General features: G+C 65.0%; 20 protein-coding genes. 3 read left to right on the top strand and 17 right to left on the bottom strand.

What is annotated here, in order from left to right:
• Window positions 1-66: 66 nt before the first annotated feature.
• From ML540_RS10380 to tssH, 4 genes are all read right to left on the bottom strand, one after another.
• Window positions 67-930, bottom strand: a complete 864-nt coding sequence (locus tag ML540_RS10380) for a PilZ domain-containing protein (RefSeq protein ID WP_243360657.1) — start codon at window positions 928-930, stop codon at window positions 67-69.
• Window positions 931-990: 60 nt separating this feature from the next.
• The gene (locus ML540_RS10375) at window positions 991-1,653 is read right to left on the bottom strand and encodes a flagellar brake domain-containing protein (protein WP_243360654.1); all 663 of its coding nucleotides are present in this window, start codon (window positions 1,651-1,653) and stop codon (window positions 991-993) included.
• Window positions 1,654-1,722: 69 nt separating this feature from the next.
• Window positions 1,723-4,410 carry an ATP-binding protein gene (locus ML540_RS10370; protein ID WP_243360651.1) on the bottom strand — a complete coding sequence of 896 codons (2,688 nt, stop codon included), beginning with the start codon at window positions 4,408-4,410 and terminating at the stop codon, window positions 1,723-1,725.
• Between the two features lie 151 nt (window positions 4,411-4,561).
• Entirely contained in the window at window positions 4,562-7,180 is a 2,619-nt protein-coding gene (gene tssH, locus ML540_RS10365) for a type VI secretion system ATPase TssH (RefSeq protein ID WP_243360648.1), read from the bottom strand.
• A 165-nt stretch (window positions 7,181-7,345) separates the two neighbouring features.
• Between tssH and ML540_RS10360 the strand changes: the two genes are divergently transcribed.
• On the top strand, window positions 7,346-7,939 hold the full coding sequence (locus ML540_RS10360; RefSeq protein WP_243360646.1) for a CBS domain-containing protein: 594 nt from the start codon (window positions 7,346-7,348) through the stop codon (window positions 7,937-7,939).
• Complete coding sequence (locus ML540_RS10355; RefSeq protein WP_423747886.1) at window positions 7,936-8,475, top strand: HPP family protein; 540 nt, start codon at window positions 7,936-7,938, stop codon at window positions 8,473-8,475. The genes ML540_RS10360 and ML540_RS10355 overlap by 4 nt, the downstream gene beginning before the upstream one ends.
• A gap of 118 nt (window positions 8,476-8,593) precedes the next feature.
• On the opposite strand, the gene ML540_RS10350 is transcribed toward ML540_RS10355, so the two are convergent.
• Both ML540_RS10350 and ML540_RS10345 read right to left on the bottom strand, forming a co-directional pair.
• Window positions 8,594-9,934 carry a chloride channel protein gene (locus tag ML540_RS10350; RefSeq protein WP_243360644.1) on the bottom strand — a complete coding sequence of 447 codons (1,341 nt, stop codon included), beginning with the start codon at window positions 9,932-9,934 and terminating at the stop codon, window positions 8,594-8,596.
• Window positions 9,935-10,054: 120 nt separating this feature from the next.
• Window positions 10,055-11,221: a glycosyltransferase gene (locus tag ML540_RS10345; RefSeq protein WP_243360642.1), complete on the bottom strand. Its 1,167-nt coding sequence runs from the start codon at window positions 11,219-11,221 to the stop codon at window positions 10,055-10,057.
• A 226-nt stretch (window positions 11,222-11,447) separates the two neighbouring features.
• Here ML540_RS10345 and ML540_RS10340 point away from each other — a divergent pair, with 226 nt between their 5' ends.
• Complete coding sequence (locus ML540_RS10340; RefSeq protein ID WP_243360639.1) at window positions 11,448-11,873, top strand: phage regulatory CII family protein; 426 nt, start codon at window positions 11,448-11,450, stop codon at window positions 11,871-11,873.
• A gap of 36 nt (window positions 11,874-11,909) precedes the next feature.
• Here ML540_RS10340 and tssG read toward each other — a convergent pair whose 3' ends face one another.
• The 11 genes from tssG to ML540_RS10285 form a co-directional block, all read right to left on the bottom strand.
• Window positions 11,910-12,944, bottom strand: coding sequence for a type VI secretion system baseplate subunit TssG (gene tssG / locus ML540_RS10335; protein ID WP_243360637.1), 1,035 nt, complete (start codon window positions 12,942-12,944; stop codon window positions 11,910-11,912).
• A complete protein-coding gene (gene tssF / locus ML540_RS10330; protein ID WP_243360635.1) occupies window positions 12,908-14,641 on the bottom strand; it encodes a type VI secretion system baseplate subunit TssF in 1,734 nt (577 codons plus the stop codon). Before tssF ends, tssG begins: the two co-directional genes overlap by 37 nt.
• 3 nt (window positions 14,642-14,644) lie before the next feature.
• A complete protein-coding gene (gene tssE / locus ML540_RS10325) occupies window positions 14,645-15,061 on the bottom strand; it encodes a type VI secretion system baseplate subunit TssE (RefSeq protein WP_243360633.1) in 417 nt (138 codons plus the stop codon).
• Window positions 15,062-15,125: 64 nt separating this feature from the next.
• A complete protein-coding gene (locus ML540_RS10320; RefSeq protein ID WP_243360630.1) occupies window positions 15,126-15,344 on the bottom strand; it encodes a hypothetical protein in 219 nt (72 codons plus the stop codon).
• Window positions 15,345-15,480: 136 nt separating this feature from the next.
• Complete coding sequence (locus ML540_RS10315) at window positions 15,481-15,636, bottom strand: hypothetical protein (RefSeq protein ID WP_243360628.1); 156 nt, start codon at window positions 15,634-15,636, stop codon at window positions 15,481-15,483.
• 112 nt (window positions 15,637-15,748) lie between these two features.
• Window positions 15,749-16,234, bottom strand: coding sequence for an Hcp family type VI secretion system effector (locus ML540_RS10310; RefSeq protein ID WP_243360624.1), 486 nt, complete (start codon window positions 16,232-16,234; stop codon window positions 15,749-15,751).
• 24 nt (window positions 16,235-16,258) lie between these two features.
• Window positions 16,259-17,752, bottom strand: coding sequence for a type VI secretion system contractile sheath large subunit (gene tssC / locus ML540_RS10305; RefSeq protein WP_243360623.1), 1,494 nt, complete (start codon window positions 17,750-17,752; stop codon window positions 16,259-16,261).
• Window positions 17,753-17,764: 12 nt separating this feature from the next.
• Window positions 17,765-18,250, bottom strand: a complete 486-nt coding sequence (tssB, locus tag ML540_RS10300) for a type VI secretion system contractile sheath small subunit (protein ID WP_243360621.1) — start codon at window positions 18,248-18,250, stop codon at window positions 17,765-17,767.
• A gap of 130 nt (window positions 18,251-18,380) precedes the next feature.
• Window positions 18,381-20,096, bottom strand: coding sequence for an ATP-binding protein (locus tag ML540_RS10295; RefSeq protein ID WP_243360619.1), 1,716 nt, complete (start codon window positions 20,094-20,096; stop codon window positions 18,381-18,383).
• Window positions 20,096-20,587, bottom strand: coding sequence for a NapC/NirT family cytochrome c (locus tag ML540_RS10290; protein ID WP_243360617.1), 492 nt, complete (start codon window positions 20,585-20,587; stop codon window positions 20,096-20,098). Before ML540_RS10290 ends, ML540_RS10295 begins: the two co-directional genes overlap by 1 nt.
• A gap of 22 nt (window positions 20,588-20,609) precedes the next feature.
• Complete coding sequence (locus ML540_RS10285; RefSeq protein WP_243360615.1) at window positions 20,610-21,929, bottom strand: multiheme c-type cytochrome; 1,320 nt, start codon at window positions 21,927-21,929, stop codon at window positions 20,610-20,612.
• Window positions 21,930-22,028 lie beyond the last annotated feature (99 nt).

Genomic DNA, 22,028 nt, shown 5'->3' with positions numbered 1-22,028 from the left:
CAGGCGGCCGGGTTCCGGGAAACGGCGCCGCGACCGCGCCGGGAAGCTCAGGACAGGGCTGGGGCTCTACAAGTCCTGCCCGCCGCGTTCGCGGCAGAGCGCGGCGTGCCATTCAAAAACCCGGGTGATCAGCTCCTCGGCCACGTTGTCCTGGATGGCGATCCACTCGATCTCGCCCGAGGCCGGGTTCTTGCGGCCCACGGACTTGAACTCCACCCCGACTTCCAGATCCTTGGAGACGTGGTCCTCCAGAACGCGGACCGCCCGGCCTGAGAGCCACAACTCGCGCGGCTGGTTGCGGATGTCCTGGGCGAAGCGGATGTAGAGGGTGAACTCGTCCTGGGTGTTGGGACAAAATTCCGACTGGCGGCAGAATTCCCGGTCAAGGTGCAGCCCAACCCCCCCGGCGGACATGTTCTCCAGGCGGCAGAGCTTGCCCTGGTTGAGTTCCCGCAAGCCCAGGAGGATCTTGTCCTCGTCCGGGGCGTCGAGCTTGGCGCCCTTCCAGAACATGATCTCGTCGAACCAGGAGAGCGCCGGGCGCACGCGCATGCTGCGCCTGCGCTGGGAGCGCTCGACCCGGGCGGGCAGTGAGGCCACGAACACGATGCCGCCGTTCTTGGCCTGGCGCACCGCCTCCACCTTGGAGCGGAAGCCGTAGAATCCGACGCCCGCCTTGCCTTCCCGGATGCGGAAATAGCAACTGAAATAGCGGCCCGCGAAATTGCCGGGCTTGTCGATGCCGTAGACGTCCAGGAACAGGCTTTCCTTGCCGACGGTGTTCAGCGCGCAGCTCAAGCCCTTGAGGGTGGTGACGTTCCCCTCGAACACGATGTCCATCTTGGACCGTTGGACCATGGCCTGGTCCAACACCTCTTGCGAGGCGCCGTCGAGGGACGATTCCTTCTTTTTGAACAGATCGAGTATCATGCCCGTTTCACTGCAGCTTTCGCCTGCTGCTACACGAGCCCGGCCCTGCCGGTCAATGCGTCATTCGCGCAGCAGCTTGATGAGACTCTGCAAAAATATTGCCAGCCGCGACAGTTCCTCCTCCTGATCTCTGGAGAAAGATAGACGGCATTTCACTTTGCCCCCGTTGGCGTCGATATGCAGGATCGTGCTCCTGAGAGTGAGCGTCATCCGCTCATCCAGGAAAAGACCGAACTCCACCACCGATTGCGTGCCTTCGACCAGCGCCAGGGTCTTTTCATTGCGCGGCAGCTTGACCCTGCAGCCCCCGCATCCGATGTCGGTCATCACCCCTTCCAGGGTTTCCTCGCCGACGGTGAGCACGGCTTTCTCCAGGATGGTCAGCCGTTCGCATTCGCGCAGCTTCACCTGGTGGACGCTGCTTGGGTAGTTCAGGAACAGCAGGGGGGCCGGCTTGCGAATGGCCGCGAGGAACCGGGTTTCGAATCCGTAGGCCTGGCCGTCGTGGACGAAGCGCACCACCACTGCGTACGCGCCCGCGAGCAGTTGGGTTATGCCGGGATTGAGCGGCAATTGCAGAATGACCGACTCCTGGGCGATCATGCCCACGTAGGAGGTCTTGTACCGGCCTTGCTGGAGCGGGAACTGAAAAAGCATCGGCTGCCCGGGAGGCAGCATCTTGAAGATTTCCCTGCCGCCATCGTATCCGAGAAGTGGTTCCATCATGCCCGCCCGGTTGAGGATTTTACGGACGATAGCCTGAAATCGCGGCCGCGGGCAAGGCCGAAGGCGTTAAAAGCAGCGCCGTCCGCGCAGCGGCAGCTTCACCAGGAACCTGGCTCCCCGCCCGGGCTCGGACTCCACCTCGATCTCGCCCCCATGGTTTTCGTGGACGATGAAGTAGGACACCGAAAGCCCGAGTCCCGTGCCCTGGCCGGGACTCTTGGTGGTGAAGAACGGTTCGAACACCTTGCGCCGGGTGCTTTCGTCCATGCCCGGCCCGTTGTCCTCCACCTCGATGATGGCGCATTCGCCGTCGCTGCGCGTGCGCACGACGATGGCCGGTCCGGGCGTCTGCGCTTGGGCCATGGCCTGGGCGGCGTTGCGCAGGAGGTTGAACACCACCTGCTGGATCTGCGGCCCGGAGCATGGGACACTGAGCGTCTGCGAGTCGAATTCGCGCCTGATCTCGATGCGCTTGAAATCGTAGCGTTCGGAGAGGTTGTAGTCCTGCAGGCACAGGTCCACGGCCTTCTCCACCACCGCGTTCACGTCCACCGGCAGCCACGCCGAGGAGCTGCGTTTGCTGAACTCCAGCATGTTGGAGACGATTCCGGCCGCGCGCCGGGCCGAATCGCGCAACCCGTCCAGCAGCTCCGGTATCTGCCGGTCCTCCAGGTAGGCCAGGATGGACTCCATGGGGCAGCCAGCCTTGCCGGCGGATTTCAAGTTGCCCGGCAGGTCCGGGAGCAGCCGGGTCCTGATGACCTGGGCGCTCTGCATGATGCCGCCCAGTGGATTGTTGATCTCATGGGCCATGCCCGCGGCCAGCCCGCCCACGGACATCATCTTTTCCGACTGCACCAGCAGTTCCTGCATGCGGTGGCGCTCGGTGACGTCGTCGATGCGCACCACCGCCTCGGACAGCCCCAGCGACGCAAGGGGATAGATGATCACGTCCTCGGCCTTCATGGCCCCGTTCTCCATGGAGATGCGCCGGGGCAGGGTGATGACCCGGCCCTCGGCGATGGCCCGCTGGACGTGGTCGAGCAGGTTCTCCACATGGGCCAGCGTGGCCTGGGCTCGATCGAGGGAGCATTCTCCGCAGGCCGTGCGCGCCTGGGCGTTGGCGTGGGTGATATTTCCTTCGGCGTCCACGCTGAACATGGTCGAGGGCGAGGAGTCGAAGATGGCCTGCAGGTACTTGAGGGTCTTTTCCACCTCGCGCTCGGCCCGGCGCAGGTCGGTGATGTCCGCGATCACGCCCACCAGTCCCGCCACCTTACGGTCCGCGTCGTGGTAGAGCGCCTTGTGGAAGCGTATCTGGCGAGGGCCCGCCGGGGTCATCTTCTCGTACTCGTATATCTGGATCGGACCCGCCGCGAACAGGGCGTCGTCCTTGACCTTGTAGACGTTGGCCTCTTCCTCCGGATAGAGGTCGAACACGGAATGCCCGATGAGCTCTTCGGGGCTGAGCCCCATGAACTCCGCGAATGCCGGGTTACACCCCTGGTATATCCCCTTTACATCCTTGTAGAACACCGGGGTGGGCATGGCTTCCATGAGCGACTGGACGAAGTTGACCTGGGCCGACAGCTTGTTCTGCATCCGTCGCCTGTTCACGATGTAGAGCACCAGAAGGAAGCATGCGGCCACGAGCAGAAGCATCATGAGTCCGTACATCCACACGAGATGCCTGTAGGATTCATACAACGTGGCGGGGCGGTTCAGGACCAGGCTTCCCTGAGGCAGCTCCGCTTCGCTCAGGCCGAAGCGTTCCAAAGCCTTGAAGTCGAACATGAACCTACCGTTGTCTTCCGCGGCGGAGGGGATGTCCTTGACCGGTTTGCCGTCCAGGATTTCAATCACCCGGCGGGCCGCGGCCGCGCCCTGCTCCTCGGGCAGGATGATCTTGCCGCCCACCGGGCCGAACCCCATCCACGACCCCCATGCGGTGAACACAGGGGCCGGGCTCGCCGCCGCCAGCCTGGACGCAGCCTCGGACTGAACCAGGAGCTTGCCGTCCTTCTCGGGGCGGCCCACCACGAAAACCACCCACCCCGGGCCAAGCTGCGCCAGGCGGCTTTCGATGGCGGATACTTCCAGGTCGTCCAGGAACTCCACCGCCAACCGGGGGGCGAAGGGCGCCAGATCGGACCGGAGCATGTCCCGGTTGGCCTGGAAGTGCAGGGAGCGCTCCCCTACCACCAGCAGCTTGTCGGCCTTGGGGAACAGCCGGGTCGCCTCGCGGATGGTGTCGCCGAATCCGGGCCGTTCGAGGACCCCGGTGGCCCGGCCCAGCGACAGCAGCTCTGGTGGGACGGCGTCGCCCACTCCGCAATACACCACCGGGAGTTCCGGGCTGAATTCGGCATGGTTGGCCGCCCAGAACTCCATGGCCTTCCAGTCGGTCAGAAGCACGGCATCCACGGGCGCGGCGGCCAGCATGGCCTTGAGCACGGTCAGCTTGCCCTCGAGGTACGAAGGGTACGCGGAGGATTTGCCCACGATGGACGCGTCCAGGTACACCACCATCTGCTGGATGTTCCTGGGGGCCTTGGCCAGTTGGTCGGTGATGCCCCGGGACAGGCCGTCCGTCCGGTAGACGCCGGGGCTGAAGCTGTGCAGCACGAGCACGCGTGCGGACCGCTGCTCCGAGAAGGGCCGGGCGGCGAAGCAGAAGCCGCTCCACGCGCACGACAGCAATGCAACCAGCAACGGAAGCGAAGTCAGTAATAATCTGGGGAGAATGCGTTTCATGGAAACCTTGCGCACATGCAACCGTGAACCATGGACATGGGGGTCATGCCTACGCGCGGAACACGCTTACGCATAATACCCGTTCTTCATCAAAACGAAAAGGGAAAGCTCCACGAGCTTTCCCTTTTCATTCCGGCTACATCCTTGTTTATCACGCGAAACCGATGTTGAACGATCCATCCTCGGCCACGTCCAGGGCCACGCTGCCGGGCATGCCGCCCGTGGTCATGTGGCCCAGTATCTCCTGGGACATGCGCGGCAGGATGTTGCCGTTGAGAATGTATTCTATGTTGCGCGCCCCGGTCTCCACCTCGGTGCAGCGCGCGGCCACGGCGTCCACCACCTTGGGGGTGTAGGTCATCTTCATCTTGTTGTTGGAAAGGAGCATCCTGGCCAGCTTGTTCAGCTTGAGGGTCACGATGTCCTTCATGGCGTCGGGCGAAAGGCTCACATAGGGAGCCACGCTCATGCGCGCCAGGAGCGCGGGCTTGAAGTACTGCGACAGCATGGGCCGCACGGCCGAGAGCACCGCGTCGTAGGGGGTCTGCGCCCCGTCCTTGGTCATCTCCTGGATCACGTCGGTGGCCAGGTTGGAGGTCAGGATGATGAGGGTGTTCTTGAAGTTGATCTCCTTGCCCTCCCCGTCCGAGAGCATGCCCTTGTCGAACACCTGGTAGAACAGGTTGAGCACGTCCGGATGGGCCTTCTCCACCTCGTCCAGCAGCACCACGGAGTACGGGTGCTGGCGCACGGCCTCGGTGAGCATGCCGCCCTCGCCGTAGCCCACGTAGCCCGGAGGCGAGCCGATGAGCCTCGACACGGTGTGCTTCTCCTGGAACTCGCTCATGTTCACGCTGACCACGCTGCGCTCGTCGCCGAAGAGGATGTCCGCCAGGGTGAGCCCGGTCTCGGTCTTGCCCACGCCCGAGGGCCCCACCAGCAGGAACACGCCCATGGGCTGATCGGGATTCTTGATGCCGGACTTGGCCGCCTTGATCACCTGCGTGACCACGTCCAGGGCCATGTCCTGGCCCTTGATGCGCTTCTTCAGGCGCTCCTCCAGGTTGACGATGGTGGCCGCCTGGTCGCGGGCCACCTTGCCCACGGGGATGCCGGTCCAGTCCGCCACCACCTGGGCCACAAGATCCGGCGTGACCTCGATCTGGATCATGGGCGCTTCGCCCTGGAGGTCCTTGAGGGCCTTGTCGGCGCGGGTGAGCTCTTTCTCCAGCTTGGCCTTGTCCGCATCGGCGGCTTCGCGGATCTGGCTCCGCACCTCGATGACCTTGTGGGCGGCCTCCTTCTCCTTTTCCCAGGCCGCCTGGAGGTCCGCCGCTTTCCTGGTCAGCTCCTCGATGGACTTGCCCACCTGGGCCAGGCGCTCCTCGTCCACGACAACATGGTTGTCCCTGTCGCGCTCGATGGCCCATTTCTCGCGTTCCAACGCCTGGATGGAGCGCTGGGTGTCCTCCAGGGCCGGTGGCTTGGCCGTGAGGTTCACCTTCACCCGGGCGCAGGAGGTGTCCAGGAGGTCGATGGCCTTGTCGGGCAGGAAGCGGGCCGCGATGTAGCGGTCGGAGTACTCGGCGCAGGTCTTGATGGCGTCGTCGCGGATGACCACATTGTGGCTCTTCTCGTAGCTGTCGCGCAGCCCGCGCAGGATGAGCACGGCCGACTCGACGCTCGGCTCGTCCAGCTTCACCATCTGGAAGCGCCGGGCCAGGGCCGGATCCTTTTCGAAGTATTTCTTGTATTCGCTCCAGGTGGTGGCGGCGCAGGTCTTGAGTTCGCCGCGCGCCAGGGCCGGCTTGAGCAGGTTGGCCGCGTCCGAGCCACCGGCCGAGCCGCCCGCCCCCACCAGGGTGTGGGCCTCGTCGATGAACATGATGATGGGCTTAACGCTGGCCTTGACCTCGTTTATCACCCCGCGAAGCCTGTTCTCGAACTCGCCCTTCATGCCCGCGCCCGCTTCCAGAAGGCCCATGTCCAGGTTGATGAGCGTCACCTCCAAAAGCGATTCGGGCACGTCGCCCTGGGCGATGCGCAGGGCCAGCCCCTCAATGACCGCCGTCTTGCCCACGCCCGGGTCGCCCACCAGGATGGGGTTGTTCTTGCGGCGCCTGGCCAGGATGTCCACGATCTGGCGGATCTCGTCGTCGCGCCCGAACACCGGGTCGATGCCCCCGGCCTTGGCCTTGGCCGTGAAATCCTGGCAGAAACGGGCGATGAAGCTGCCCTCGGCCCCGGCCGCCGCTCCCCCGCCCGGGATTCCGCCCTGCGGGGCCGCTGTCTGGGCCTCGGAGGACGCCTTGGTCTGGTTCCAGAAGTCCTTGAGGAGCGTCTCGCGGTTGACCGCCCCCAAAAGCTCTGCATAGCTCCCGGATCCGTAGAACGACGGCCTGGCCAGGTACGCCAGCAGCACCGCGCCCGAGCGGATGCGCGTGTCGCCCAGGTCAACCGAGCCCACCACCCAGGCGTCCTCCAGCAGTTCGATCAGAAGCGGCGAGAAGGTCGGCTTGCCCGAGTTGCCGGTCTTCAGGTCCTCAAGGGCGTCGGTGAGCCCGGCGGCCAGCCGGCCCGAGTCCACCCCGGCGGCCCGCAGCACCGTGGGGATGTCCGAGTCCTGGTCCTCCAGGCACTTGAGCAGGAAGTGCTCCACCGTGACCTCGTACTGGGTGCGCGAAACCGTGAGCCCCGCCGCGTTGTGCAGGGTGTTGGTGCAGAAGGTGTTGAGCTTGGCCAGCAGGGACTTCATATTCACGTTGATCATCGGCGACTCCCGGATAACGGCTGGGGGTTCTGATATTGGGTAGGACCATACACCATTCTCCAGGCTTTTGGGAAGGATGCGTCCTTCGATTTTCCTGCGCCGCTGTGATCCGGATCACACACGAACGCGGCTTCGACCGCTAGAAGGTCTTCAAGGAGGCTCCCCATGCCCAAAATCTCCACCACCCCGTCCGAGGAGGACGTCTTCGATGCCATGCGCGATCTCGGCTCGTTTCTGGACATCACCCCGTCCGACGCGCGCGAGCTGTACACCCTGGCCCACAGACACGCCCTGACCCGGCTGAGGAAGTCGGTGCGCGTGGCCGACCTCATGACCGCGCCGGCCATCACCCTGGCCCCGGAAACCACCCTGCGCGAGGCCGCGCGAGTGCTGGCCGAGGCCCGCATATCCGGCGCGCCCGTGACGCGCGGGCGCGAACTCCTGGGCGTGGTCTCCGTGAAGGACTTCCTGGCCGCCCTGGGCCTGCCCAAGGACGCGCCTCCCGTGGCCCTTGTGGCCTGGACCTTCGCCGGGCGGGCCTGCCGCCTGGAGGGGCTGGAGTCCGAACCGGTCACCAGCGTCATGACCGCACCGGCCATGACCGTGTGCCCTGAAGCCACGGCGGGCGAAGCAGCCAAGCTCATGGCTGACAGGAACATCCGCCGCCTGCCCGTGATCAAGAACGGCGAACTCGTGGGCGTCGTCACCCACACCGACCTGGTCCGCGCCTTCGGGGACATGCTGGAGGACGCGCAGTGAAGGCCACTTTCGCCAAGATGAAGGGTAGCGGCAAAAGCCCCCCGAGAACGTCCTGGACAGAAGTCGCATGGTCCTGGCTGGGTGCGGTGGTCGGCATGTCCTGCGTCGGCGTGGTTGACTCCTGGATGGTGGACCATACCGACATGGTACTCCTGATCGGCTCGTTCGCGGCCTCCTGCGTGTTGCTGTACGGCGCGCCCCGAAGCCCCCTGGCCCAGCCGCGGAACCTGCTGGGCGGGCATGTCATCTCCGCCCTGGCGGGGGTAGCGATCCGGCTCCTGGTGCCCGGTCCGGTCTGGCTGGCCGGCGCGCTGGCCGTGGCCACCGCCATCGCCGTCATGCACATCACCAGGACCCTGCATCCTCCGGGAGGAGCGACGGCCTTCATCGCCGTGACGGGAGGGCCGAAGATCGTCGCGCTGGGCTACGCCTACGCCCTGGTCCCGGCGGGGCTGGGGGCGCTCATCCTGCTCGTCGTGGCGGTCATGGTAAACAACCTGGCCAAGGGGCGAAGATATCCGGAATATTGGTGGTAGGAGGGGAAAGGGGAAGGAGCCTCCGATGGGCGGAGAGAAACCGAGGAGGACGAGGCCTCCGGCGGCCAAAGGGACCAGTCCCTTTGGAATCCCGACTTGCTCCGCGCCGGTCGGAAGGTCAGGGCTTCTGCGGATCGGTCCGGGGGCGCTGCTCCCGCCGCACTGACTTCTCCAGGAAGCCTTTTGCCAGCGTCTGGTAGAGCGGGTGCGGGCAGACCACCTTGGACACCGCGAAGGCGATCAGGGCCACACTCATCATGGGCAATGTCAGGCTCTGGTCGCTGGTCATCTCCATAACGATGACCACGGCGGTGATGGGAACCTGCACTACTCCCGTGAAATAGCCGACCATGCCCAGGATGACCAGGGCTTCCACGGGCACCCCGGCTATGAATTTCGACAGGATGGAGCCCATCCCTGCGCCCACCGCCAGCGACGGCGCGAAAATGCCCCCCGGGATGCCGCTGATGTACGAGATGACCGTTGCCCCCAGTTTCATCAACCCGAAGGCGGCAGGGAGGTCCTTCCCGCCTTCGAGCAGCTTCCTGGCTTCCTCGTACCCTGTCCCGTAGATGGTGGAGTCCGAGAAGTATCCCAGTACGGCCAGCAGGAGACCGCATGCCAGGGCGAAAAGAACCGGTTGCGTCTTGGCCATCGCTCCCAGCCGCCCGGGGAAACCACGCGAGGACGCGATCAGGATGCGTGAGAACACCCCCCCCAGCACCCCGCCGATGACCCCGCACAGCAGCACGGGCCGCCAGGCCGCCGACAATTCCAGCACCGCGTCTGTCCGGCCGAAATAGTTGTAATTGCCCAGTATGGCCATGGACGTGAAACCGGCCACGATCACCGCCGTCAGCACGGTGCCGCTGGTGCGCTCCTCAAAGGATTTCGACAGCTCCTCGATGGCGAACACGATGCCTGCCAGGGGGGTGTTGAAGGCGGCGGATATGCCCGCCGCGCCGCCCGCGAGCATGAACGTGCGCTCCATGTCCCTGCTAGGAAACCGTATCCAGCGCCCCAGCGAGTGCATGATGGCCGCGCCGACCTGGACGGTCGGCCCCTCGCGCCCCACCGACGCCCCGCCGCACAACGCCAGGCCGGTCATCAGTATTTTACCCACGGCGACCCGCAGGGACAACACACTCTGCCGGTCCGCCAGGACGGGTATCTTCAGGGCCGCGATGGTCTGGGGGATGCCGCTCCCCTCCGCGCCGGGAAACACCTTGCGCGTCAGCCACACCACGGAAGCGAAACAGACCGGGGTGATGACCAAAGACAGCAGGGGATGTGCGGAGATAATAGAGGAAAATATCTGGCAGCCGACAACGCTGGTCCTTGCGAAAAGGATCGCCGCCAGCGCCACGACCACGGCCGCGCCCCAGAACACGATGCGATGGCCCATCCGGCGGACGGACTGTCTGGGATTGCGATAGGCGTTCCGTAGTGTCTGGATCACGAAATACCCTTTGATACGTTGAAGACGGAGGAGCCGCGAGCATGCGCCGCCACCCGCCGGTTCGCGTGTTCTCCGGCATGGGTGGCAAGCGAAACTCCCGCGCGTGCGCGGCCGCCCGCGTCAGGCTAGGCCCGCCGTTTTCAGCAGATCGGTCAAGACTTTGTTCGAATCGAAGTATTCTTCCGCAATTTTCCGGGCAGCCGCGCGGTGTTTCGGATAATCGGCCAGCACGGTTTCGATGGCGGCCTTGGCGTTGTCCACGCCGTCGAAGGTCACCAGCCCCTCCCCCACGGGGAGGTACGTCCCGAATCCGGTGTCCTCGACGATGACCGGGCGTCCGGCCGCGAGATAACTGGCGGAGCGGTCCGAGAACCAGCCGGACTTGAGCTGGATGTTCTGCTCCTTGGCCACGGTGAACTCGCCCGTGGAATTCAGGATGTAGTCGCGGTAGGCCCAGATGTCCCGGGAGAGCGCGAGCGCGTCCTTGACGTTCCATCCGTGCGCGGCGAAACGCCCGGCGTCCTCCTTCATGCCGCTCATGGTGAGGTCCAGGGTGACGCCGGGGAGCTTTCCGGGCAGGTCGATGATCTTCTCGTATTTCTCGCTCTTGCGCCACGAGAGCTTCTTTCCGTCGTGCACGATATCGCGCCCCTGGGCGTCCCAGTTGCCGATGGTGGTGAACCCCGCGCCCGCTCCGTCCACCACCGGCCATTGGTCGAGGATCACGGGCGGCCGGGTGGGGATGTACTCGATTCCCGAGAGCGGCACGCCGGTGGAACCTGTGGGGATGTTGTGGCCGAAGGTGAAGCGCACGTCGTGGCGGTTGAAATAGTCGCGGGTCCACTCGTCCTTCGAGATCTTGGCCTGGGTGAAGACCGGGTCGGTGTCGATGACGGCCCGCACCCGGGCCTTCATGAAGTGCTCGTGCAGCGGGATGATCCCCGACACGTTCAGGAAGAGATCGGCCTTGGAGCAGAAGCGCTTGAGGTCCTCCTGGTCCATTCCGTAAGACCGGCCTTCAAAGAGCGACGTGTAAGCCCAGCGCCCCGGCAGACCCACGCGGTCGAAGGCCTCGCCAAGGACGTTGCGCCCGAAGCTGGAGTCGGCCGAAGCGAAGCCCTTCACCGGATCGAAGGGCAAAGCCCAGTCGGACGAGTCCTCCACGAAGACAACCTCGTGGCCCAGGCGAGTGAGCCCCAACGCGTAATGGAGGATCACCCACATCTGCCCGCCGAGGGGGAACCCCACTGCATATCCGCCTATGACGATCTTGAGCTGTCTTGCCATTCGTCGCGGCACTCCCTGAAATATCCGTGATCTGATGAACTTCCGGCGGCCAAGCCGTCTTCGCCTGCATGAGCCCTCGAGAGAGATTGACTTCGGCGGCCCGCTGGGCAAAAGCCGTCCACCGGCGGTCCGCCGCGCTGCCGCTTTCCGGGCCCTCCGCGCAAGCGCGGGTAGCTTTGAACCGTATCGAAAAATTTTGCCATTATATTCAGACGGGGAAAAAATCATGCCCACGACGATCTACGAAGTCATCCGGGAGATGATCGAAAAGGGCCCGATGCCGATCAAGGATCTGTCCGCCAAGATCGGCAAGCCCTACCCCACCCTCATGCGCGAGCTCAACGAGGAGGACCAGGGAGCAAAGCTCGGGGTCGAACTGCTCCTGCCCCTCATGCGGGCATGCGGATCGGTACTGCCGCTTCGTTATCTCGCGTCACGCATGGAGCACCGCGTGGTCTCCATGCAGCCCATCACGCCGGACAAATCCTCGCACCTGGAAGAGATGCTGACCACCTACCCGGCCCTGGCCGAATACCACCAGGCCATCATGGAGGAGCGCCCCCTGGAGAAGGTGGCCGAACTGCGCGAGAACGTCATCCGCCAGGTGCAGGAGGATTTCGTGGCCTACGCCAGGAAGAAGATGGGGAGCTGAGTTCCCCCGGAAGGCCGCAAGCCGGAAACGACGCCTTCAGGCGGGCACGCCGTCCGCGCCCTTGAAGGCCGCCGCGGCGCTCCCCTCGTAGTTTCCCCCCAGAATCCAGGTGTCGTAGCCCAGGTGCGACCACTGGGGATTGCCCGGCCGCGCGGGCTGAACCTCGCCCGGGGCCAGCACCAGGCGCAGGTCGTGCTCCACTGGCTCCACCAGGTACATGCCGATCAGACTTTCCACATGGTAGTTGAGCTCGCGCCCGGGCAGCAGGTCGTGGAACTGCCTGGCCGTCAGGTTGGAGAACTCCACGGTGATCTTGCCCATGCGGTCCTCCACCAGCGAGCCCACCCAGCAGTCCTCGCCCAGGGTGCAGCCCGAGTCTCCCAGGCCGTTCCGCTGGTCGTGGGGGATGGGCACCCAGCGGTGCACGCACTGCTCCACCTCCACCTTGGCCCCTTCCACGGTGTCGGCCAGCATGGTCTTGAGCCCCAGGGCCGAACGCGGATACTGGGTGAAGAGCCCGATATAGCGAAGCGCCGCCGAAGGCCGCGACAGCTTGGCGCGGAGCTCCTCGTGGCCCAGGCCCAGCAGGCAGTAGAGGCGGTCGAGGTAGCCGGTGTCCTCCTCGTCCAGAGCCTTGACCATGAGCCGGTACTTGGCCCAGGCGCGGTAGAAATGGACGAAGGTGCGGTTGCCCAGGATGTCCAGGAAGTCGCGGGAGACGCTCTTGTCGTCGGAGCGCTCGTCGAGAAGCTCCTCGGTGTAGAAGGTGGGCATGGGCGAGCCTGTGCCGTAGATGCCCAGGAACGTGGCCGTGATGTCCACGCGGGTGTCGCCGCCCTCCTCGCCCGTGGGCGCGAGGGCGATCTCGGTCATGTCCGAGCCGGGAAACGACAGGGACAGGTGCGGGCGCACCCGGAGAACGTCGTCGTAGAAGCCCTGGGCGTCGGGACCTCCGGTCCGGCCCGTCCACAGCTTGAGCAGGCGGATGGCCTGGAAGAAGGAATAGCTCTGGGGCTTGGCGGCCAGCCCGGCTATTACAGCAGGTAGCGTTCCCCGATCCTCGCCGGCCATTCGAAGCGCTCCTTCTTGTAGACGTCCTCGACTCCCAGTCGGGTGAAGCAGTTCACCGCCGCGTACCCGGCCAGGAAGCTGTCCAGCACGGAGCCGAACAGGTACATGTCGCCCATGCTGGCGAACCCGGCCGGATCGAGCTTCATCTCGATGAGCTGGCCTCGCATCATGATGCCGCCCACCAGCCGGTTGGTGGTCACAACCTTCATGTCGGACACGGCCTCGGCCCGCTTGATGCCGGCCAGCACCCCGGCCCGGTCCCTGGTCTCGGGGAAGATGTAGAGCTTCACCAGGGACTTCAGGTTCTCGGTGTCCGCCAGGGGCAGGTAGTTGAGGTACAGGTGCGACAGGAGCCGCCACAGGCTCTCCTTGCCAATGGGCGGCTGGCGGGTGGCCGTGGGCGGACGGATGTTGGAGAAATCGGCCAGCACGGGCGAGGTCTCGGTGGGCTTGGAAATGTCGCCGATCTGGAGGTTCTCGGGAAGCGTGGCGTTGGTGCAGCGGATGGACAGCGACAGCGTCTCGGTGCGCGGTTCGCCGCTCCCCTTGGGATAGGCCACCGAGAGGTAGAGGTCGGTGCGTTCCTCGAGGGCGCTCTGGCGGTGGTTGAGGGAATAGACCGGCCGGGCCTCGCTCATGGGGTTGAACATCTCGAAGGGGTAGTATTCGCGCTGGCCCGTGGCCCCCTGCATGAAGCCGATGACCTTGTCCACCGAGTAGACCTGGTAGTGCCCGGAGGATTCTCCGCCGGGGATCACCCGGTATTCCGGCATCTTGTGGTCCAGGAGGATGGGGTCGGCCTCGTGGGAGAAAAGGTTGATGGCCGGAGTGGCGTACAGGGCCACCGAGTCCTTGGGGAAGGCCGGGGGATCGGCCACGGGCGCGTCGAACTCGAAATACATCTCGAAACCCTGGCCCGGGCCCCGGTCCTGCCAGGAGTCCAGGCCGGTGACGTCGAGGAACAGGAACTTCTCAGGCAAGGTGAAATATTCCTGCAGGATGCGATATCCCGGGTAGGACTGGCGCGGATACGGGATGGCCGCATCGTCCTCGCCGAAGCCCACGGGCACCAGGTTGCGCCTGGGCAGAACGGTCGGCGTGCCGCCATCCTTGGCGCTCAGGGTGATGCGCGCGGTGCGGCGCATGAGGGTGAGGTAGCGGTCTGCGGCGTGGCCGTAGTCCCCGGCCAGGTGCAGGCGAAGGCTCTTGGAGGTCCATTTGGAAAGGGGCATGCCCGAAAGCTCGAAGGAAAGCTTGAGCCCGGCGGCCCGCCCGCCCGACGAGATGAGCGATGCGTCCGTGAGCACGAGCGGCAGGAGCTCCACCGGGTAGCAGGTGGTGAAGGTGCAACTGGTGCCCTCCACGGGGATGGAGGATGCCTGGGTCCCCGCCGCCACGGTGAGCGGCTCCAGCAGCGAGCGCTTGGGGGTGAAGGTCAGGATGGTCATGGAGGGCACGGGGCTCAAGTAGTGCGGGAACACCAGCCGCATGAGCCCGTGGATGATCTCCGGAAATTCGTCGTCCAGCTTCTGGGCCAAAAGTCCGGACAAAAAGGCCGATCCCTCCAGCAGGCGCTCCACGTCCGGATCCTGGCTGGGGCCGGAGAGCATGGGGGCCAGGGCGGGGTGCTTCTTGGAGAACTCCGCCGCCAGGTTTCGCAGGTTGGCCAGTTCGCGCTGGTAGTAGCGGTTGATCACGGCCTACTCCTTGACGCTCACCTTGCCGTCGGGATCGATGATCGTCTCGAACACCACGGGCACCTCGCGCGATTCGGCCTGGATGGTGGCCTCGAGCTTGAAGGCCACCTGGAGCACGTCGGCGCTCTGGGGGAGGTAGGTGACGTTCACGCCCCGCAGGCGCGGTTCGTATTTGTGGACCACGTCGGCTATGGAGCGCTGGATGTCGGGGATGGTATCCTGGCCGAAGGTGGAGCCCAGGTTGGTGAAATCGGGGACGCCGAAATCGTCGTCGATGGGGGCGGTGCCCTGCTTGGTGTTGAGTATCTTGCGCAGGTGGTTCATCACCGAAGTCACGATGACCTCGGGGGTGGGGTTGCCGCGCAGCTCCGGGTGTTTCTCCATCTCCCGAATGCGCTCGAGCAGGCGCTGCTGGTACATGGACGGTCCTTTCTTTCCGCAGTGTTAGAGGAACCGTCCGCCTGCGTCAATGCGGGCGCCGGATTCAGTCCTTCCCGCCGTCCTTGGCGGGGTCGTCGCCGCCGATCGAACCGGAACCGGCCTCGTTCTTCCAGTCGTCGCCGGGCTTCATGCCGATGGACTCCCAGAACATCTGGATGTTGTCGCGCCCGGTGGCGGGCGTCAGGTCGGGGCTGGTGCGGTCCTCGGGGGTGGTGTCGTCGTCGCCGAAAGCGCCGCGCCTGAAGTCGTCGTCTCCGCGCATGGGAACCTCCTTGATGCAGAGGCCAGGGCCTTAGTCCGTGAGGGTGCCCGGGTCAACCCGGCAGGGCGGCCGGGGCCAGACGGCAACCGAAAACGGCGCGCCCCTCGGGGGAGCGCGCCGCCCGGATGTTCTCGCGCTACCAGCAGCTCAGGCAGACGTCCTCGTTCCTGTCAGGGCCAGGAACGGCGACATCCTGCGGGGGCTTCCCGGTGATGGGATCGATGATGGGGTCGCGCACCGGGTCGACGATGGGGTCGGCCAGGGCGTCGACCATTCCCTGCATGCTGTTCATTGGGGCCTCCGGTCACAGCTCGAAGGATTCGCTCCGCGCGCCATCCCATGGGGAGGCCGCGGGAAAGCCGGCCCCCGCTCAAGACGAACGAGGGCCGGATGCACAGGCTCGCTTACGCGCCCTTCCAGTCGTCGGTGTATTCGATGTTGCCGTCGTTGTAGGTCCAGGTGATCTTGGAATAGGTGAAGCTGATCTCTTCCATGTCGTGGAAGGGCTTGTTGTCGGGCAGGAAGGTCATGGGGGTGTATTCGCGCATCATGACGATGATGGCGTCCTCCATCTTCACGGTATAGTAGTTCTCTTCCTTGCCGTCTGGCTTGATGCGGAAGAAGTTGAGTTCCACGGTGCACTGCTCGCCCTTGCAGCATGCCTGGGCCAGCTTTGGGGATCCTGGATTCTTGTGAACGGTCACGGTGAAAGGATGATGAATGCGCTGGCCGGTAGGCAGGCCCGTATGGGTATCCTTGGGAATTTCCACATAGTGGTTTGACTGGTAGACCAGCATGGTGTCCTTCTTCTTGGAGTCGGACTGGTCGCAATCACCCTTGATCTGTCCCTGGGTCTTGCCGGTGACTTTCATGTACGCGGTCAGAGCCATGATACTACCTCCGTGATGCGTTGATTATTTCTTGTCCAGCTTGCCGACCAAGGACAGGGTGAACGAAGCGCCCATGTACTTGAAGTGCGGTCTGGCCAGCAGAGTGACCGAGTAGAATCCGGGATCGCCCTCGACGTCGTGGACCTCGATCTTGGCCATGCGCAGGGGCCTGCGGGAACGCACGCTGGGCGCGGGGTTGTCCATCTCGGTGACGTACTGGCTGATCCACTTGTTGAGCTCGTCTTCCAGGTCCGAGCGCTCCTTCCAGGTGCCGATGTTCTCGCGCTGGATCACCTTGATGTAGTGGGCCAGGCGATTCATGATGAACATGTAGGGCAGTTGGGTGGAGAGCTTGTAGTTGAGCTCGGCCTCCTTGCCTTCCTTGGAGATGCCGAAATACTTGGGCTTCTGCACGGAGTTGGCGGAGAAGAAGGCCGCGTTGTCGGAGTTCTTGCGCATGGTCAGGGCGATGAAGCCCTGTTCGGCCAGCTCGAACTCGCGGCGTTCGCTGATGAGCACCTGGGTGGGAATCTTGGTCTGGATCTCGCCCATGGCCTCGTACTGGTACAGGGGCAGGTCCTCCACCGCGCCGCCGCCCTGGGGACCGATGATGTTGGCGCACCAGCGGTACTTGGCGAAGGAGTCGGTCAGGCGCGAGGCGAAGGCGAAGGCCGCGTTGCCCCAGCAGAAGTCCTCGTCGCCGCCGGACACGTCCTCCTTGAAGTTGAAGCTCTTGGAGGGAGCGGTGTCCGGCCCGAAGGGCAGGCGCAGCAGGAACCTGGGCAGGGTGAGCCCCAGGTAGCGGGCGTCCTCGGATTCGCGCAGGGAGTTCCACTTGGTGTACTGGGGCATCTCGAAGATGGACTGCAGGTCCTTCAGGTTGGGCAGGTCCTCCCATTTCTCGATGCCGAACATGGCCGGCCCGGCGGCGGCGATGAAGGGCGCGTGAGCCATGGAGGCGACCGAGGCGCAGTATTGCAGCAGCTTCACGTCCTGGGGGCCGGGGCCGAACTCGTAGTTGGCCACCATGGCCCCGAAGGGCTGGCCGCCGAACTGGCCGTATTCGGCCGTGTACACCTGTTTGTAGAGGCCGGACTTGACCACTTCGGGGGCGTCCTCGAAGTCGCCGAGCAGGTCTTCCTTGCTGACGTTGACGAACTGGAGCCGGACGTTCTCCCGGAAGTCGGTGTGCATCACCAGGTACTTCAGCGAGCGCCAGGAGGTCTCCAGCTTGCGGAAGTCCTGGTGGTGCAGGATTTCGTTGACCTGGGAGGAGAGCTTCTGGTCCAGCTGGGAGATCATGTCGTCCACCAGCGCCCCGGAGATGCGCGCGCCCGCGCGTTCGGGCTTGACCAGCTCCTCCAGGAAGGCCTGGAGGCCTTGTTTGGTGGTGGAGAAGGCGTCGTCGGAGGGCTTGAGCTTGGTCGCCTCGACGATGTCGTCCAGGAGCGAGGCGTCCGCGGACGGCGCCGGGGCCTCCTGGGGGGCCTGCTGGGCTTGGGTCGCTTCATCGGCCATCTGTGATCCTCCTTATGAACCGATACCCAGTTCTTTGAGCAGCCGGTCGCGCAGGCCGGGGTCTTGAACCATCTCCTGAACCTTCTTGCGGAACTCGGGCACGTTGGCCAGGGGGCCCTTCAGGGCCTTGAGGGCCTCGCGCAGCTCCATGAGCTTCTGCAGCTCGGGAACCTTGGCCACGATGGCGTCGGGCTCGAAATCCTTGAGGTTGTCGAACTTGAGGTGCACGCCCAGCTCGTCCCCGTCCTTGCCGGAGACCTTGTTGGGCACGGTCATGTTGAGCTCGATGTTCTGGGCCTTGAGCACGTCGTCGAAGTTGTCCTTGTCGACGCTGATGGGCTCTCGGTTCTCCAGGGTGCGGTCATCGGCGCGGTTGGTGAAATCGCCCAACACCAAAAGCTTCAGCGGCAGTTCCACCTCTTCCTTGGCGTCGCCCGTTGCGGGCTTGTAGACGATGTTCACGCGTTCCTTGGGGGCGACGGACGCTTCCTGAGCCATGATACCCTCCTGAACGGTACTTAAAGTTTCACGGTCTGCTTTTAGCAGAATCCCAATGAATGGGAAGCTTTATTTTTCTAGCAGGATGGAAGCACCTTGCTCGGTTATGCGGCATGGGATCCGTCCCGGCCTACCCAGCGTGCCCCTCCTCCGACAGGGGAAGCCGGATGATGAACCGGGTCCCTTCGCCGGGCCGGGACTGCACCTCGATGCTGCCCCTGTGGTTCTCCGTGATGATGAAGTAGGACACCGACAGGCCGAGACCCGTGCCCTGCCCCGGGCCCTTGGTGGTATAGAACGGTTCGAATATCCGCTTCCTGACGGCCTCGTCCATGCCCGGCCCGTTGTCCTGGACCTCGATGCGGGCCATGCCTTCCTCGATCGTGGTGCGCAGGGCGATGCGCGGAGGGGAAGCCTGCCCGGCGTTTTCCGCCATGGCCTGGGCCGCGTTTCTGAGGAGGTTCATCACCACCTGTTCGATTTGAGTGGCCGTGCAGGGAACCAGGGGCATGCCCTGGTCGAAATCGCGCTCGATGGCGATCTTGCGGAAGTCGTACTTCTTCTTGAGGTCGTAGTCGTTGGCGCAGAGCTCCACCGCCTTGTCCAGCAGGCCGTTCAAGTCCACCAGAGCCCGGTTGGACTCGGTCTTGCGGCTGAACTCCAGCATGCTGGAGACGATCTTGGCCGCCCTGGCCCCGGCGTCGCGCACGCCCTGCAGCAGCGAATTCACCTCCCTCGCCCCCAGGAAGGCTTTGATGGCCTCGAAAGGACATCCCGCCGCCTCGGCCGCGGCCAGGTTGGCCGGGGAATCCTTGGACAGGCGGTTCTGCACCACCTGGATGCTCTGCAGGACGGCGGAGAGCGGGTTGTTGATCTCGTGGGCCATGCCCGCGGCCAGCCCCCCGACGCTCATCATCTTCTCGGTCTGGACCATGATCTCCTGCATGCGCTTGCGCTCGGTGACGTCGCGGATCACGCCCACCACGTACTTCTTTTGCCCCGCGTCCACGTACCGGGTCTTCTTGGTCAGAAGCGCGAGCGGGCGGCCGGAGGGGTCGGTGAACTGCTCTTCGGTGATGTCCATCTCGCCCGTCTCCAGCACGAATTTGTCGCGGGAGATGAACAGCTGCGCCTGCCTCTCCGGCAGGAAGTCGTGGTCGGTTTTCCCGACCACCTCGCCGCGCGGTTTTCCCGCCAGCACGCACAGGGCCGTGTTGGCCAGGACGTAACGATGGTTCTCGTCCTTGACGAAAACGGGGTCCGGGATGTTGTCCACGATCTGCGCCAGGAACTCCCGGGAGCCACGCAGCTGCTGTTCGCTTTCCCTCAAGGCGTCCTCGGCGGACTTGCGTTCGGCGATCTCCGCCTCCAGGCGGGCGTTGGCCGTCTGGAGTTCCGAGGTCCGTTCCGCCACCAGATCCTCCAGGTGGTCCTTGTGCCGCTGGAGTTCGGCCTTGGCGGCCTCAAGCTGCGCCGGGCTCGGGATGAGCATGGCCTTGGGAAGCAGCGGAAACAGCAGCAAGGCCGTCACCAGGGAAAAGAACGCGGTGGCCGCCTTGACCCAGCCCTCCAGCCAGTAGTCCGGCGTCCAGATGGTCCAGATGGCCATGAGGTGGGTGGTGCCGCAGCTGACGATGAACAGCGCGAAGAGCAGAAACATGGCCGGAAACGGCACGTCGGAACGCTTGCGGACGAAATAGAAGATGGCCACGGGAATGAGGTAGTACGACAACCCGGTCACGAAATCGGACACCGTATGCAGCGCGATGAGGTCCGGCTGCCAGAGGAAACAATGCCCGTGGGGCTCGAATCCCATGAAGGTCGGCTGGCCGTGCGCGTGTTCCATCACAGCTCCTCCCTGTCCTGAAGAGCGCCCGTCCGCGCAGGCCGGACGCCCTCCCCGAGTGCGGTTTGCCCATGGCACTTCCCGCAGGACGCCCGGGGACTCTCCCGCGTGTATCCGTCGATCCTGGAGTGCATGATCCCCAGGTGGCAATCCGTGCAGGCGACGCCCGGGCCGGACGCGTGGACCGCGTGCAGGTCCGGCCCCGGGGCGTTGACCGCCCTGCCCGCCACTGCCGCGTCGGACCGGCCCGGGTCATGGCAGGAGCCGCAGCCCCTCCCGGTGTGGCAGTCCACGCAGGGCGCACGCTGGTGCGCCGACCTGCGGTGCGAGACGTATTGCGCGCTCATGACGTGGCATGAGGAGCAGAAGGACGGACTGGCCAGAAACGAGGCGCCCTGTCGCACGGAAAGGAAGAGCGCCGCCGCTGCGGCGCAGACCACCGCGATCAGTTTGCGCGGGCGAGGCCCGCCCCAGTCGCTCGCTCGGCCCATGTTTCTTTCCGCAGCGCCCGGATTACGGGTTCTTCCGGGCGGTCTGCGCCGCCGGAGCCTCGTAGTGCCTCTTGACGCGTGCCTGGAGATAGGCTTCCAGCACGGCGGGAGGCTGCTTCCCGTGATAATGGCACGCATTGCAGGAATTCGGCTGCCTGTCCACGTCGCCGCTCCCGAGTTCCACGGTGGCCGCCGGTCGCACGGGCTGGAAGCGATGGGAGGCCAGCTCGCCGCCGGAGGCAAGGCCGGCCGTGAGCGGCATGTGACAGGCCCGGCAGTTGCCGTTGTCGTGGATGGCGTGGGTCAGGGTCCTCTCCCCGGCGCCGGCCGGATGGCACGAGCGGCACAGGGAGTTTCCCGTCAGGCGCAGGCTCGAGGCGTTGTTCTCCGAGGCCTTGTGCGGATTGTGGCAGGACCAGCATTTCACGCCCCGTTCGTACATGGTGGAGGTGACGAAATCGGCATACTGCTGGCGGTTGGCCCGGGAGGATCCGTCCGGCCAGAAATAGCGCGCGTCGTCCCTCTTGACCTCGGCGAAACCGTGACGGAAGTCGCCTCCGGGCTCGACGCCCGGGGGATACGCCCTGCCGTCCGAGGATGTTCCCCTGGTGTGGCACCGCCCGCAGACCATGGCGGCCCGCGCCTCTTCGGGGACGCTGCCGGGATTGAAGATGGTGTCTGGTTTTTCGGGATTCTTGGCGTTCGCATGGCGCGCACCCGGGCCGTGGCAGGCCTCGCAGCCGATGGCGTCCTCGCTCCAGGTCTTCACGCCGCCTCCCTGTGCGCCTGCCTGGCCCAAGCCGGTGACGTGGCACCCGGCGCAGTCGCGCAGCCAGTCGTCCGTGGCCCCGTCCGGCCCCTGCGGCGAACTCCAGCGCCCGTCCCGGACGTTCCACTGCACGGGCGGCACGCAGAGCTTCCCCTCCCGCGACACGGCCACGTACATCTGGCGGCGCGCTCCGCCCAGCACGTAGGCCACGGATTGGTCCTCGCGGGAGCGTCCCCCCTGCTCGAGGGAGACGAAGCGCCGGCCGTCCTTCTCGTGCATGCGCGCGGCCAGGCCCTCCGGCAGGTCCAGGACGCCGGCCCGGGAGAAATCCCCCACCACGCTCCTGTTGTCCGGCTCGGCAAGCATGTTGGCGTGCTTGGTCCCTCGCCACGAGTGGTAATTGCGGGCATGGCAGGTCCCGCAGCGTTGCGAGCCGACGTATTCCGAGGAGGCCGCGCGCTCCCCCCCGGCGGACATCGGGGGCGCGGGCGCATCGGCATTGCGCGAGCATCCGGCCGGTCCAACAACGCATACAGCAAGAAACACGAGCAGGCTCTTCAAGTCGTAACGCATGCGCCCCTCTTCGCTTGTGCGGCCACGCCATGTCCTGGCCGGTCTGTGACGAGAATCCGGATATGTCAGCGGGATCCGCATATCACGGAACTTCCGCCA

The organism is Fundidesulfovibrio terrae, from assembly GCF_022808915.1.
Taxonomy (GTDB): domain Bacteria; phylum Desulfobacterota; class Desulfovibrionia; order Desulfovibrionales; family Desulfovibrionaceae; genus Fundidesulfovibrio; species Fundidesulfovibrio terrae.
The sequence above is the reverse complement of the archived record's forward strand: the minus strand, read 5'-3'. Positions and strand labels throughout refer to the sequence as shown.

Bases quoted from the DNA above. Each gene is read 5' to 3' on its own strand.
- ML540_RS10345 (WP_243360642.1), bottom strand. From the start codon at position 11,221: ATGGCAAGACAGCTCAAGATCGTCATAGGCGGATATGCAGTGGGGTTC.
- ML540_RS10340 (WP_243360639.1), top strand. From the start codon at position 11,448: ATGCCCACGACGATCTACGAAGTCATCCGGGAGATGATCGAAAAGGGC.
- ML540_RS10285 (WP_243360615.1), bottom strand. From the start codon at position 21,929: ATGCGTTACGACTTGAAGAGCCTGCTCGTGTTTCTTGCTGTATGCGTT.
- tssH (WP_243360648.1), bottom strand. From the start codon at position 7,180: ATGATCAACGTGAATATGAAGTCCCTGCTGGCCAAGCTCAACACCTTC.
- ML540_RS10320 (WP_243360630.1), bottom strand. From the start codon at position 15,344: ATGCGCGGAGACGACGACTTCAGGCGCGGCGCTTTCGGCGACGACGAC.
- tssG (WP_243360637.1), bottom strand. From the start codon at position 12,944: ATGGCCGGCGAGGATCGGGGAACGCTACCTGCTGTAATAGCCGGGCTG.
- tssB (WP_243360621.1), bottom strand. From the start codon at position 18,250: ATGGCTCAGGAAGCGTCCGTCGCCCCCAAGGAACGCGTGAACATCGTC.
- ML540_RS10380 (WP_243360657.1), bottom strand. From the start codon at position 930: ATGATACTCGATCTGTTCAAAAAGAAGGAATCGTCCCTCGACGGCGCC.
- ML540_RS10310 (WP_243360624.1), bottom strand. From the start codon at position 16,234: ATGGCTCTGACCGCGTACATGAAAGTCACCGGCAAGACCCAGGGACAG.
- ML540_RS10370 (WP_243360651.1), bottom strand. From the start codon at position 4,410: ATGAAACGCATTCTCCCCAGATTATTACTGACTTCGCTTCCGTTGCTG.
- ML540_RS10360 (WP_243360646.1), top strand. From the start codon at position 7,346: ATGCCCAAAATCTCCACCACCCCGTCCGAGGAGGACGTCTTCGATGCC.
- tssE (WP_243360633.1), bottom strand. From the start codon at position 15,061: ATGTACCAGCAGCGCCTGCTCGAGCGCATTCGGGAGATGGAGAAACAC.
- ML540_RS10290 (WP_243360617.1), bottom strand. From the start codon at position 20,587: ATGGGCCGAGCGAGCGACTGGGGCGGGCCTCGCCCGCGCAAACTGATC.
- ML540_RS10375 (WP_243360654.1), bottom strand. From the start codon at position 1,653: ATGGAACCACTTCTCGGATACGATGGCGGCAGGGAAATCTTCAAGATG.
- ML540_RS10295 (WP_243360619.1), bottom strand. From the start codon at position 20,096: ATGGAACACGCGCACGGCCAGCCGACCTTCATGGGATTCGAGCCCCAC.
- tssC (WP_243360623.1), bottom strand. From the start codon at position 17,752: ATGGCCGATGAAGCGACCCAAGCCCAGCAGGCCCCCCAGGAGGCCCCG.
- ML540_RS10315 (WP_243360628.1), bottom strand. From the start codon at position 15,636: ATGAACAGCATGCAGGGAATGGTCGACGCCCTGGCCGACCCCATCGTC.